At 69.0% G+C, this 12,207-nt stretch carries 14 protein-coding genes; 2 read left to right on the forward strand and 12 right to left on the reverse strand.

Annotation, left to right across the window (positions count from 1 at the left end):
* The 4 genes from A5767_RS12105 to A5767_RS12120 form a co-directional block, all read right to left on the reverse strand.
* Positions 1-945 (reverse strand): SMP-30/gluconolactonase/LRE family protein, encoded by a 945-nt coding sequence (locus tag A5767_RS12105; RefSeq protein ID WP_082937680.1) that lies wholly within the window; start codon positions 943-945, stop codon positions 1-3.
* 88 nt (positions 946-1,033) lie between these two features.
* Positions 1,034-1,321, reverse strand: a complete 288-nt coding sequence (locus A5767_RS12110) for an acylphosphatase (protein WP_019289083.1) — start codon at positions 1,319-1,321, stop codon at positions 1,034-1,036.
* Positions 1,322-1,324: 3 nt separating this feature from the next.
* Positions 1,325-1,762 (reverse strand): OsmC family protein, encoded by a 438-nt coding sequence (locus A5767_RS12115; RefSeq protein WP_064852397.1) that lies wholly within the window; start codon positions 1,760-1,762, stop codon positions 1,325-1,327.
* Positions 1,755-2,726, reverse strand: a complete 972-nt coding sequence (locus A5767_RS12120) for a LysR substrate-binding domain-containing protein (protein WP_006551213.1) — start codon at positions 2,724-2,726, stop codon at positions 1,755-1,757. Before A5767_RS12120 ends, A5767_RS12115 begins: the two co-directional genes overlap by 8 nt.
* A 94-nt stretch (positions 2,727-2,820) precedes the next feature.
* Here A5767_RS12120 and pcaH point away from each other — a divergent pair, with 94 nt between their 5' ends.
* Both pcaH and pcaG read left to right on the forward strand, forming a co-directional pair.
* Positions 2,821-3,552 carry a protocatechuate 3,4-dioxygenase subunit beta gene (gene pcaH, locus A5767_RS12125; protein ID WP_006551212.1) on the forward strand — a complete coding sequence of 244 codons (732 nt, stop codon included), beginning with the start codon at positions 2,821-2,823 and terminating at the stop codon, positions 3,550-3,552.
* Positions 3,549-4,232 (forward strand): protocatechuate 3,4-dioxygenase subunit alpha, encoded by a 684-nt coding sequence (gene pcaG, locus A5767_RS12130; protein ID WP_006551211.1) that lies wholly within the window; start codon positions 3,549-3,551, stop codon positions 4,230-4,232. Before pcaH ends, pcaG begins: the two co-directional genes overlap by 4 nt.
* Before the next feature lie 37 nt (positions 4,233-4,269).
* Here pcaG and mutM read toward each other — a convergent pair whose 3' ends face one another.
* The 8 genes from mutM to A5767_RS12170 all read right to left on the reverse strand — a co-directional run bounded on the left by mutM (position 4,270) and on the right by A5767_RS12170 (position 12,205).
* Entirely contained in the window at positions 4,270-5,133 is an 864-nt protein-coding gene (mutM, locus tag A5767_RS12135; RefSeq protein WP_006551210.1) for a bifunctional DNA-formamidopyrimidine glycosylase/DNA-(apurinic or apyrimidinic site) lyase, read from the reverse strand.
* Positions 5,134-5,139: 6 nt separating this feature from the next.
* Positions 5,140-5,943: a ribonuclease III gene (gene rnc / locus A5767_RS12140; protein ID WP_064852398.1), complete on the reverse strand. Its 804-nt coding sequence runs from the start codon at positions 5,941-5,943 to the stop codon at positions 5,140-5,142.
* A gap of 11 nt (positions 5,944-5,954) precedes the next feature.
* A complete protein-coding gene (rpmF, locus tag A5767_RS12145; protein WP_006551208.1) occupies positions 5,955-6,137 on the reverse strand; it encodes a 50S ribosomal protein L32 in 183 nt (60 codons plus the stop codon).
* Positions 6,138-6,139: 2 nt separating this feature from the next.
* Positions 6,140-6,754, reverse strand: a complete 615-nt coding sequence (locus A5767_RS12150; protein WP_006551207.1) for a YceD family protein — start codon at positions 6,752-6,754, stop codon at positions 6,140-6,142.
* Between the two features lie 101 nt (positions 6,755-6,855).
* Entirely contained in the window at positions 6,856-7,614 is a 759-nt protein-coding gene (locus A5767_RS12155; protein ID WP_006551206.1) for a DivIVA domain-containing protein, read from the reverse strand.
* Positions 7,615-7,752: 138 nt separating this feature from the next.
* A complete protein-coding gene (gene coaD / locus A5767_RS12160) occupies positions 7,753-8,244 on the reverse strand; it encodes a pantetheine-phosphate adenylyltransferase (protein WP_006551205.1) in 492 nt (163 codons plus the stop codon).
* Entirely contained in the window at positions 8,241-8,807 is a 567-nt protein-coding gene (rsmD, locus tag A5767_RS12165) for a 16S rRNA (guanine(966)-N(2))-methyltransferase RsmD (protein WP_064852399.1), read from the reverse strand. Before rsmD ends, coaD begins: the two co-directional genes overlap by 4 nt.
* Positions 8,804-12,205: a pyruvate carboxylase gene (locus tag A5767_RS12170; RefSeq protein ID WP_064852400.1), complete on the reverse strand. Its 3,402-nt coding sequence runs from the start codon at positions 12,203-12,205 to the stop codon at positions 8,804-8,806. The genes rsmD and A5767_RS12170 overlap by 4 nt, the downstream gene beginning before the upstream one ends.
* Between the last annotated feature and the right edge of the window lie 2 nt (positions 12,206-12,207).

Genomic DNA, 12,207 nt, shown 5'->3' on the forward strand with positions numbered 1-12,207 from the left:
CTAGGCCGGGTGCACCGCGCGGACCGTCCCGTCGAAACCGGTCGTGTACAGGACGTTCGGGTCCCAGCCCGGTCCCGAACCGAAGGCGAGCGAGGACATCAGTGGGATGCCCTCGGCGATGCGGCAGCTGTGCCCGGTCGCCGGATCGACCCGCAGGACCGCGCCGGCGAGGTTGAGCGCGATGTACAGCGCGCCGTCGGGACCGATCGTGAGGTCGTCGGGCATAGAGAGCAGCCCCGGCCCGGGCAGGTCGATGCTGCGCACGGGTCCTTCGAGGTCGCGTGCGTCGAGGATGTGGAGCCGGTTGACGTTCTCGAAGGTCGTCACGGTGTAGACGGTGTCGCCGTCGACGGCGATGCCGTTGACGGATCCGAGATCGGTACGGACGACGCGGGCCTCGCCACCGCCGGCGGGCACGAGGGTGAGTCCGACCTCGCCGAGATCGCGTGAGGTGAGCATCGATCCGTCCGACAGCCGGCCGAGGCCGTTGGGCATGACCAGCCCGGTGCCGTGGGTGCCGCGTTCACCCGTGTCGAGGTCGAGCGTGTCGATCGTGCCGTCGGCGATCCCGGCCAACCCCGAGACGGTCGTGTTGCCCACGTTCAGGTACACGGTGGGAACGTCGACGACGATGCCGCCCGGACCGGTCACCTCGGACAGCACGGTGGTCACGCTGCCGTCGGGAGTGATCCGGCGCAGCGCTCCGGGGCCGACGAAGGAGGTGTCCGAGACGAGCAGACCGCCCCGCTCGTCGAACGCCAGGTTCTCGAGGACACCGAGCCCCGACGCGACCGTCGTGACGGACCGCGGTGCGCAGGCAGCCGGAACGAACGCCGCCGGTGCTGTGGCAGTGGGACCGGCCGCCGCCGGTGCTGCGGCCAGGGGTGCCACTGCCACAGCGGCGGCTGCTGCCGCCACCATCGTCGAACGTGCACGCCTGCCCATATGTCTCCTCCTCGCCGACCGCGACCCCCCGGCCGCTTGCACCCGATCGCGGCAGGATACCAAGCCGAACGGACAAACAGGACGGATGTCAGCGTTCGACGAAACCGTCGAGGTCGCCGCGCGCGGGATCCCACGATTCGACGACGAGCCGCACCTCACCGGGGGTGTCGCCGGATCGCAGCCACGCGAGGAGCTGTTCGAGTGCCGGCCGGGGGCCTTCGGCCACGACCATGACGCGACCGTCGGGATGATTCGTCGCGTGCCCGACGAGACCGAGTTCGAGTGCGCGGGCACGCGTGAACCAGCGGAAACCGACCCCCTGGACGCGGCCGTGCACCCACGCCGTGAGCCGTTCGACGTCTGCGGGGGCGCTCATCGATCAGTCCTCGGGGGTGATCGTCAGCGAGACCTCGGTGCCCGCCTCGAGGGTGCGGCCCACCGTGCACACCTTGTCGACGGAGCGTTCGACGAGGGCGATGAGGCGGTCCCGTGCGTCTGCGTCGAGCTCCGACAGGTCGAGGACCATCTCCTCCTCGAGGTGCGGGTAGACCTCGTTCTCGCGGTCGGCGGCACCGGAGACGCGGATCGTCGCGTCGTAGTCGTCGCCGAGCCGGCGGGACAGCGGGAAGTCCGAAGCCATGCCGGAGCACGCGGCGAGCGCGATCTTGAGCAGCTCGCCCGGGGCGAAGACGCCCTCGACGCTCTCCGAGCCGATGAGCACCTCGGCGCCGCGGGAGCTGCGTCCGGTGTAACGGCGCGTGCCGGTGCGCTCGACCCACAGCTCGGTGGTGGGAAGGTCGGAAGTCTGGTCAGCCATGGAGGAAATCCTGCCATGTCCCGTCGACCGGGATGTCGCGCAGGATGGTCACGAAGTCCTCGACCTCGGCGGACGACGCGTCGGCACTGCGTCGCAGCACTCCGACCGGTTCGACGGTGCCCGCGGTGGGTAGGTCCAGGCGCCGGACCACGCCGTCGGCGAGGTCGTCCCGGGCCGCGCGTTCGGTGGTGATCCACACGGCGTCGCTGCGCCGCACCACCCCGCGTGCCACGGCGAGGTCGAGTGTCTCGATCAGCCCGACCGGCAGTCGCAGGCCGTGACGTTCGAACAATGCCTCGGTCGCGTGGCGCGGTACGGTTCCGCTGGTCGCGACCACCAGGGGGTGTTCGAGCGTGTCGGCGACGGAGACGGAACGCCCGGCGAGGGGGTGGCCGGGCCGGACGACGAGGATCAGCGTCTCGGCGTACAGGAGCTCGAACGACAGCCCCACCATCCGGGACGGTTCGGCCATGCGCCCGAGGACGACGTCGAGGGCGCCGGCGGCGAGCGCCGACAGCAGGACGGCATTGGGGTCGGTGCGGATCCGGATGTCCAGATCGGCGCGCACGCGGCGCAGCTCCGCCAGAGCTTCGGGGAGTACGTACCCGGCCACGGTGGGTAGGGCCCCGATCCGCAGCGGCTCGCGGGCGGGTTCGGCCGCTCCCGCCAGTGCGGCCACAGCTGCGTCCAGTGAGGTGGTGACGTCCTGCGCGTATCGCAGGAAGCGGTGACCCGCCGCGGTGAGGCGCGCACCGTGTCGGCCGCGGTCGAGGAGTTTCGCTCCGGCGAGCACCTCGAGCTCGTTGAGTGTCTTCGTGACGGCCGGCTGACTCAGCTGCAACAGCTCGGCGGCCCGACCGACCTGACCCTCGCGCGCGACGGTGACGAAACATCTCAGGTGCCGGAGGCGGATGCGTCGCACCTGCTCCGGGACGGACGAGGACGGACCGAACGCGGATTGCATTACTGAAAGTTATGAATCAACTGCCGTTTTGTCAATTTACATGAGTTTTTATTCACCTTATGGTTGTGTCCACAGCTCAGAGATCGGAGATCGCATGTCCACCGGCGAATACGTCGAGCGCGACCACACACTGCACCCACCCGCGCTCACCCCCGGCTACCGCACGTCGGTGCTGCGCGCACCGCGCAACGCGCTCATCACGCCGAAGCCGACCCTGTCGGAGATCACCGGACCTGTCTTCCGCAGCGACGAGCTCGGCGCCCTCGACAACGACCTGATCCTGAACTTCTCGAAGGACGGCCTGCCGATCGGTGAGCGCATCATCGTCCACGGCTTCGTCAAGGACGAGTTCGGCAATCCGGTCGAGGGCGCACTCGTCGAGGTGTGGCAGGCCAACGCCGGTGGCCGGTACCGCCACAAGAAGGACACCTATCTCGCTCCCATCGATCCGAACTTCGGCGGTTGCGGGCGGATGCTCACGGACGCGAACGGCTACTACCAGTTCCGGACGATCAAACCCGGCGCATATCCGTGGGGCAACAGCCGCAACGCCTGGCGCCCGGCGCACATCCACGTGTCGATCCTCGGCCGTGGGTGGGCCCAGCGCCTGATCACCCAGCTGTACTTCGAGGGCGACCCGCTCATCGAGAAGTGCCCGATCGCGCGGACGATCCCGACCGTGGATCAGCTCCGCAGCCTGATCGCCCAGGAGGACCCCGCCTCCAACGCGCCGTTCGACGCCCGCGCCTACCGCTGGGACATCACCCTGCGCGGTCGCCGCGCCACCTTCTTCGAGAACACCGACCTCCCGGGAGCCCCGCGATGAGCCTGCCCACCGATCCCTACCGGCCCGTGCCCCCGCTGCTCCCCCGCGCGATGGTCACGCGTTTCCCGGAAACGCCCTCGCAGACCGGCGGCCCGTACGTCCACATCGGGCTCGCGCCGCAGCAGGCCGGCTTCGACATCTTCGACAACAACTTCGGCAACGTCCTCGTCACCGACGAGACCGAGGGCGAGCGAATCGTGTTGGAGGGCCGCGTCATCGACGGCACCGGCACCCCGGTGCGCGACGCCCTGCTCGAGAGCTGGCAGGCGAACGCGCACGGCCGGTACGCACATCCGGACGACGCACAGGACAAGGATCTCGATCCGAACTTCCGCGGCTGGGGACGCACCGGCGGCGACTTCGAGACGGGCGTGTTCACGATCGAGACGATCAAGCCCGGGGCCGTCACCAACCCCGACGGCTCCGTCTCGGCACCCCACATCCTGCTGGTGATCTTCGCGCGCGGAATCAACCTCGGGCTGCACACGCGGGTCTACTTCGAGGACGAGGCCGGGCTCAACGCCGAGGATCCCGTCCTGAAGGGCATCGAATGGGAGGTGCGGCGCAACACCCTGATCGCGTCGCGTTCCGAGCGCGACGGACGCACCGTCTACACGATCGACATCCGGCTGCAGGACACTCCGGACGGTGGCGCCGAGACGGTCTTCTTCGACATCTGAACCACCACCTTTCCGAACGGCCCGGTATGCGCGTGCGCTACCGGGTCGTTCGCGGTCGTGGCTGACACTTCGGGCAGCTGTACGACGAGCGGTTCATGAACTTCTCGCGGCGGATCGGCGCGCCGCAGCGTCGGCACGGCTCGTTCTCGCGTCCGTAGACGTTCAGGGAACGCTCGAAGTAGCCGGACTCCCCGTTGACGTTGACGTACAGGGCGTCGAACGACGTACCACCCTGCCCGAGGGCCTCCGCCATCACCTCGGTGGCCGCATCGAGAGCCGACCGGAGCTTCGGACGCGACAGCGCGTCGGTGGGCCGGTTGCCGTGAATCCTTGCGCGCCACAGCGCTTCGTCGGCGTAGATGTTGCCGATGCCGGAGACGACGGTCTGGTCGAGCAGCGCACGCTTGATCTCGGTGTGCTTGGTGCGCAGCACGGCCACGACAGCATCCGGGTCGAACCGGGGATCCATCGGGTCGCGGGCGATGTGCGCGACCGGCAGCGGCAGACGATCACCGTCCACCTCCACGAGCGGGGCCAGGGCCCAGCCTCCGAAGGTGCGCTGGTCGACGAAACGCAGATCGGCACCGTTGTCGAGGACGGCGCGGATACGCAGATGCTTCTCGTCCGGCACGGTCGGAGGCTGCACGAGCATCTGCCCGCTCATCCCCAGATGCACCACGAGAGCCAGATCGGCCGGTTCGAGCACGAGCCACATGTACTTGCCGCGGCGCTCGACCGAAGCGACCTTCTGACCGGTCACCTGCAGTGCGAGATCGCGCGGGCCGGGCTCGTGCCGTCGGACGGCACGCGGATGCAGCACCTGCACCGAGTCCACAGTCGCGCCGACGACGTGCGCGTCGAGTCCGCGACGGACCACCTCGACCTCGGGAAGTTCGGGCACCTGCGGTCAGTTGTCCTCGGTGGGCGTGTCGGCGGATCCGGACTGCTGGTCGGGAGCCCCGGCATCACCGGTCTCGGTAGCAGTGCCCTCGGTCAGCGCGTTCCATGCGGCCGACGCGGCCTTCTGCTCGGCTTCCTTCTTGGTGCGTCCGACACCGGTGCCGTAGGGATTGCCACCGATGAGGGCGGTGGCGGTGAATTCCTTGTCGTGATCCGGACCGGTGGCGGTGATCTCGTAGGCGGGAACACCGAGACCGCGCTCGGCGGTGAGTTCCTGCAGACTCGTCTTCCAGTCCAGACCGGCACCGAGGCGCGGGCCGCGTTCGAGCAGTGCGGCGAACAGGCGCAGAACCACTTCGCGCGCGACGTCGATGCCGTGCGCGAGATGGACGGCGCCGAGGAGCGATTCCATTCCGTCGGCCAGGATGCTGGCCTTGTCGCGTCCGCCCGTCAGTTCCTCGCCCTTGCCGAGCAGGAGATGCACTCCGAGCCCGCCTTCTCCGAGGCCGCGCGCCACCTCGGCGAGCGCGTGCATGTTGACAACGCTCGCGCGGATCTTGGCGAGTTCGCCCTCGGACTTGTCCGGGTGGGTGAGGTAGAGCTTTTCGGTCACCGCGAGCCCGAGGACGGCATCGCCGAGGAACTCGAGACGTTCGTTGGTGGGCAATCCGCCGTTCTCGTAGGCGTACGAGCGGTGGGTGAGCGCCAAGGACAGGAGTTCTGCGTCCAGAGGCACGCCGAGGGCGGCGAGGAGAGACTCGTGGCTCTCTTCGCCGCCCTCGGTAGCTGTTTCGGAGGACTTGCTCGTCACGTGAATACCGATTAGACGGGCGCGGTCACCTGACGGCCGTTGTAGGTGCCGCACGACGGGCACGCCACGTGGGGCAGCTTCTTCTCTCCGCAACCCCGGTTCGGGCAGGTGACGAGCGTCGGCGCAGTGGTGTTCCACTGGCTGCGCCGCGACCGGGTGTTGGAACGCGACATTCTGCGCTTGGGGACGGCCACGTCTACTTCTCCTCGTTGTTCGAGCTGTCGATTTGACTGCTGGGTTCTTCGGAGCCCGCGCCGAACTTGGCTGCCAACCCAGCCCAGCGAGGATCCATTGTCTCATGACGGTGCCCGGATTCTGCAATCGCCAGGCGAATGCCGCATTCGGGGCACAATCCCGCACAGTCGTCACTACACAACGGCTGCAGCGGAAGTTCCAGACCAACCGCGTTCACGAGGACCGGTTCGAGATCGATCAGATCGTTCTCGACGCGGTACACCTCGTCGTCCTCGGTGGTCTGCTCAGTGACGCTGTTCGGGTAGGCGAACAGCTCGGTGAGGTACACGTCCACCGGCTCGGTGAACGACTCGAGGCATCGAGAGCACTCACCGAGGGCGTCGACACGAACACTACCGGTGACCAGGACGCCCTCGGACACCGACTCCAGGCGGAGATCGAGATCGATCTCGGAGCCTTCCTCGATCGCGATCAGATCGAGCCCGATGCGCGAGGGTGACGGCACCTTCCGCTCGACCGTACGCATCGAACCGGGCCGGCGGCCCAGGGAGAGCGTGTCGAACACCAGCCCCGAGTCCCGGCCGGAACGGGACGTGCTGGAATCACGGGTGGACACGGGGAACTCACCTTCTTCGGACGACGCAGGACACGACTCGGTCGTGATAGGGCAACCGCTCCATGATACGGGATGGGCGGCAGGAGCGAAAATCCCGCGGGTCAGCGGCGACGGCTCGCCCGGTGGTCGGCCTCCGCGAAGTCGGGAGCACCCGACAGCCGCAGCTGCTGCCGGCCGCGGCCGACGGACCGCAGCGTGGTGCCGAGCAGTTCCTCGAACTCTCCCAGCTTGCCGTCGATGTACTCGTCGCACTCCGTCCGGAGACGGTCGGACTCGGCGTGGGCCGAATCGATGACACGCGCCGACTCGGCGTGTGCGGCCTGCACGACCTCGGTCTGCGACACCAGACGTGCCTTCTCGGCCTCGCCCTCGGCCACGGAACGCTCGTAGGACGCCTGCCCGGACTCGACCAGACGGTCGGCCTCGACGCGGGCACGCCCGGTCACGCTCTCGTACTGCTTGTTGCCCTCGGCGACGAGATCGTCGGCCTCGGCCTGCGCATCGCGCACCAGTTCCTCGGCGTGGGCGCGGGCCTCCTTGACCATCCGGTCCGCTTGGGCCTTCGCGTCCGCGAGCATGCGGTCGGCGTCGGCGCGCGCGTCCTCGAGGAGGGTGCGTGCCTCCTCGTCGGCGTCCCCGACCGTCTTGTCGGCCTGAGCCCGCGCGTCGTTGATCAGCTTGTCACGGTGATCGAGGACGTCCTGCGCGTCGTCGAGTTCGGGCGGCAACGCATCGCGCACGTCGTCGAGCAATTCGAGGACATCGCCGCGCGGTACCACGCAGCTCGCCGTCATCGGAACGCTACGTGCCTCTTCGACGATTGCGACCAGCTCGTCGAGTGCCTCGAATACCCGGTACACGCCCAACCCCAATCACTCGCTCGACACGACCGGTGCGGCCGCGCCGCCGTCCAGTCTGCCGCAGCGCAGGGCACGCTCGTGTGCCCTGCGCTCGGTGTGTCGGGATACGGCCGTCACAGGCCGTGCGGAGGGTCCGGTCTATTTCGCGGCGGCCCGCTCGGCCAGGCGCGTGAGCAGACGATCGTGCACGGAGCCCGGCAGCATCTCGGAGACGTCGCCACCGTAGGTCGCGACCTCCTTGACGAGCGAGCTCGACAGGTAGCTGTAGACCGGGTTGGTGGCGACGAACAGCGTGTCGACGCCGGTGAGCTTGTGGTTCATCTGCGCCATCTGCAGCTCGTAGTCGAAGTCGTTGGCGCCGCGCAGACCCTTGACGATCGCGGTGATCCCCCGCTCGCGGGCGTAGTCGACGAGCAGGCCCTGCCAGGCGTCGACCGTGACGTTCGGCAGGTGCGACGTGGCCTCGGTGAGCATCTCGAGGCGTTCGTCGATCGTGAACATCCCCTGCTTGTTGGGATTGATCGTGACGGTCACGACGACCTCGTCGAACTGGGCCGAGACCCTGCCGATGACGTCGAGGTGTCCGTTGGTGACCGGGTCGAAGGATCCTGGGCAGACCGCGCGGCTCATGACCCAGCACCGTAGCAGGTGGCGATTTCCACTCTGGTCTCGCCGTAGCGCTTCGACCTGCCGACCTCGAATCCCTGCGGCCACACCGTTTCCGGTGATCGCGACGACCGTTCGACCACGACGATCGAGCCGTCCTCGACCCAGCCTCCGGACACCAGCGTCCCGAGCACGCCGGTGACGGCCTCCTCGGTCACGGCGTAGGGCGGGTCGGCCAGGACGAGGTCGTAGACGCGGTCGGGGGTGCCCGCGAGCACGGCGGATACCGGTGCGGTGCGCCGCACCGCACCGGACAGTCCGACCGTCGCGATGTTCTCGCGGATCACGCCCGCCGCCTTCGCGTCGGACTCGACGAGCATCGCGTGCTCGGCGCCGCGGGACAGCGCCTCGAGGCCGAGCGCCCCCGACCCCGCGTAGAGGTCGAGGACGGCGGCCCCGTCGATGTCCATGCGTGCGTCGAGCGAACTGAACAGGGCTTCGCGCACCCGTTCGGAGGTGGGCCGGGTTCCGCGGGGCGGCACCTTCAGGCGCCGCCCCCCGGCCCGGCCGGCGACGATCCGTGTCACTCGGCGCTGTCTCCCGTGGACACCTCGACGAGCAGGTCGCCACCTTCGACCTGTTGCACCGGTCCGATCGCGACCCGCGTGATGCGTCCGCCGCGCGGCGCGGTGATCGCGGCCTCCATCTTCATGGCCTCGATCGTGGCGACGGTGTCGCCCGCCGAGACGCTGTCGCCCTCGGACACGACGAGGGTGACCATGCCGGCGAACGGCGCCGCGACGTGACCGGGATGGTTGCGGTCGGCCTTCTCCGCGGCAGGGGTCTCCGCGGCCACCGAGCGGTCGCGCACCGACACCGGGCGCAGCTGCCCGTTGAGGATGCACATGACCGTGCGGTAGCCCTTCTCGTCGGCATCGGAGATCGCCTCGAGGCCGATGAGCAGTTCCACACCCTTGTCCAGGCGCACCCGGTGCTCGTCGCCGTGCCGCAGACCGTAGAAGAACTGGTTGGCCGACAGCTCGGTGGTGTCGCCGTAGGTCTCGCGATGCTGCTCGAACTCCTTCGCGGGGCCCGGGAAGAGCAGGCGGTTGAGCATGCGGCGACGCTCGTCGGACGAACCGCCGAGGGCCTTCTCCTCCTCCGGCGCGAGCGGGGTGATCGGCTTGGGCTCGGCGCGGCCCGACAGCGCCTTGCTGCGGAAGGGCTCGGGCCAGCCGCCGGCCGGGGTCCCGAGATCGCCGCGCAGGAAGCCGATCACCGAATCGGGGATGTCGTACTTGCCGGGCTCGGCGGCGAAGTCGTCGACCGAGACGCCCGCGCCCACGAGGTGCAGCGCGAGGTCGCCGACGACCTTGCTCGACGGCGTGACCTTGATCAGGCGGCCCAGGAGGCGGTCGGCGCCGGCGTAGGCGGCCTCGACTTCTTCGAATCGGTCGCCGAGGCCCAGCGCGATGGCCTGCTGGCGCAGGTTCGACAGCTGACCGCCGGGGATCTCGTGGGTGTAGACGCGGCCGGTCGGTGCGGGCAGCCCCGACTCGAACGGTGCGTACACCTTGCGCAGCGCCTCCCAGTACGGCTCGAGATCGCACACGGCCTGCAGGTCGAGACCGGTGTCGAACTCGCTGTTCGCCGCGGCGGCGACGATCGCCGACAGGGCGGGCTGGCTCGTCGTACCGGCCAGCGCCGCGGACGCACCGTCGACGGCGTCGGCACCGGCGTGCCAGGCCGCAAGGTAGGTGGCGAGCTGACCGCCCGGGGTATCGTGTGTGTGCACGTGCACCGGCAGATCGAAGTTGCTCCGCAGCGCCGACACGAGCGTCGCGGCGGCCGGGGCGCGCAGCAGACCCGCCATGTCCTTGATGGCCAGGACGTGCGCACCGGCCTCGACGATCTCCTCGGCCAGACGCAGGTAGTAGTCGAGCGTGTAGATCGACTCGTTCGGGTTCGACAGGTCGCCGGTGTAGGACATCGCGACCTCGGCGAGGGTGGTGCCGGTCTCGCGCACCGCGTCGATTGCCGGACGCATCTGGTCGACGTTGTTCAGCGCGTCGAAGATACGGAAGATGTCGATGCCGGTGTCGGTGGCCTCCTGCACGAAGGCGCGGGTGACGGCCTCCGGGTAGGGGGTGTAGCCGACGGTGTTGCGTCCGCGCAGCAGCATCTGCAGGTTGATGTTCGGGATCGCCTCGCGCAGCGCCGCGAGCCGCTCCCACGGATCCTCGTGCAGGAAGCGCAGTGCGACGTCGTAGGTCGCGCCGCCCCACGCCTCGATCGACAGCAGTTGCGGCGTCATCCGGGCCACGTGCCCGGCCACCGTCAGCAGGTCCTTGCTGCGCACGCGGGTCGCGAGCAGCGACTGGTGGGCGTCGCGGAAGGTGGTGTCGGTGACGCCGATCGCCTTCTGGTCACGCAGCGCACGGGCGAAGCCCTCGGGTCCGAGCTCGAGCAGACGCTGACGCGAACCGGCCGGCGGCTCGGCGTTCAGGTCGATCGCGGGCAGCTTGTCGTGCGGGTAGACCGTCGTGGTGCGCTCGCCGTGCGGCTTGTTCACCGTCACGTCGGCGAGGTACCGCAGGATCTTGGTGCCGCGGTCGGCGGACGAGCGCAGAGTCAGCAGGTGCGGGCGCTCCTCGATGAACGAGGTGTTGACGTTGCAGCCGCGGAAGTCCTCGTCGTCGAGCACCGCCTGCAGGAACGGGATGTTCGTGGCGACACCGCGGATACGGAACTCGGCGACCGCGCGGCTCGCGGGGGCGACGGCGGTCTCGAAGTTGCGGCCGCGGCAGGTGAGCTTGACGAGCATCGAGTCGAAGTGGGCGGAGATCTCCGCGCCGACCGAGGTGCCGCCGTCGAGACGGATACCGGCACCGCCCGGAGTGCGGTAGCCGGTGATGCGGCCGGTGTCCGGACGGAACCCGTTGGCCGGGTCCTCGGTGGTGATGCGGCACTGCAGCGCCGCGCCGCGGATGGTGATGCCCTCCTGCGACAGGCCCAGTTCCTCGAGCGACTCGCCTGCGGCGATGCGCAGCTGGGACTGCACGAGGTCGACGTCGGTGATCTCCTCGGTGACCGTGTGCTCGACCTGGATACGCGGGTTCATCTCGATGAACACGTGGTTGCCGCGTTCGTCGACGAGGAACTCGACGGTGCCCGCGCACTGGTAGCCGATCTCCTTGGCGAAGGCGACGGCGTCGGCGCAGATGCGGTCGCGAAGCTCGGGATCGAGATTCGGGGCGGGGGCGAGCTCGATGACCTTCTGGTGGCGGCGCTGCACCGAGCAGTCGCGCTCGTACAGGTGGATGACGTTGCCGTGCTTGTCGGCGAGGATCTGCACCTCGATGTGCCGCGGGTTGACCACGGCCTGCTCCAGGAAGACGGTGGGATCACCGAAGGCCGCGTCGGCCTCGCGGGAGGCGGCTTCGATGGCCTCGCGCAGTTGGGAGGGCTCGGCGACCCGGCGCATGCCGCGTCCGCCACCGCCGGCGACAGCCTTGACGAAGACCGGGAAGTTCATCGTTTCCGAGGCGGCGACCAGCTCGTCGACGTCCGACGACGGCTCCGACGACGCCAGCACCGGGAGGCCGGCGGCCTTCGCCGAGGCGATCGCGCGGGCCTTGTTGCCCGTCAGTTCGAGGATCTCCGCCGACGGACCGACGAAGGTGATGCCCGCTTCGGCGCACGCCGCGGCGAGGTCCGGATTCTCGGAGAGGAAGCCGTAGCCGGGGTAGATCGCGTCGGCACCGGCCGACACGGCCGCTTCGACGATCTTCTCGACCGACAGATATGCGCGGACCGGGTGCCCCTCCTCACCGATCTGATAGGCCTCGTCGGCCTTCAACCGGTGCAGGGAGTTCCGGTCTTCGTACGGGAACACCGCGACCGTCCCGGCGCCCAGTTCGTAGGCGGCACGGAATGCGCGGATCGCGATCTCGCCACGGTTGGCGACAAGCACTTTCGAGAACATTG

The organism is Rhodococcus sp. 852002-51564_SCH6189132-a, from assembly GCF_001665495.1.
Lineage (GTDB): Bacteria > Actinomycetota > Actinomycetes > Mycobacteriales > Mycobacteriaceae > Rhodococcus > Rhodococcus pyridinivorans.

Bases quoted from the DNA above. Each gene is read 5' to 3' on its own strand.
- A5767_RS12105 (WP_082937680.1), bottom strand. From the start codon at position 945: ATGGGCAGGCGTGCACGTTCGACGATGGTGGCGGCAGCAGCCGCCGCT.
- A5767_RS12110 (WP_019289083.1), bottom strand. From the start codon at position 1,321: ATGAGCGCCCCCGCAGACGTCGAACGGCTCACGGCGTGGGTGCACGGC.
- A5767_RS12115 (WP_064852397.1), bottom strand. From the start codon at position 1,762: ATGGCTGACCAGACTTCCGACCTTCCCACCACCGAGCTGTGGGTCGAG.
- A5767_RS12120 (WP_006551213.1), bottom strand. From the start codon at position 2,726: ATGCAATCCGCGTTCGGTCCGTCCTCGTCCGTCCCGGAGCAGGTGCGA.
- pcaH (WP_006551212.1), top strand. From the start codon at position 2,821: ATGTCCACCGGCGAATACGTCGAGCGCGACCACACACTGCACCCACCC.
- pcaG (WP_006551211.1), top strand. From the start codon at position 3,549: ATGAGCCTGCCCACCGATCCCTACCGGCCCGTGCCCCCGCTGCTCCCC.
- coaD (WP_006551205.1), bottom strand. From the start codon at position 8,244: ATGAGCCGCGCGGTCTGCCCAGGATCCTTCGACCCGGTCACCAACGGA.
- A5767_RS12170 (WP_064852400.1), bottom strand. From the start codon at position 12,205: ATGTTCTCGAAAGTGCTTGTCGCCAACCGTGGCGAGATCGCGATCCGC.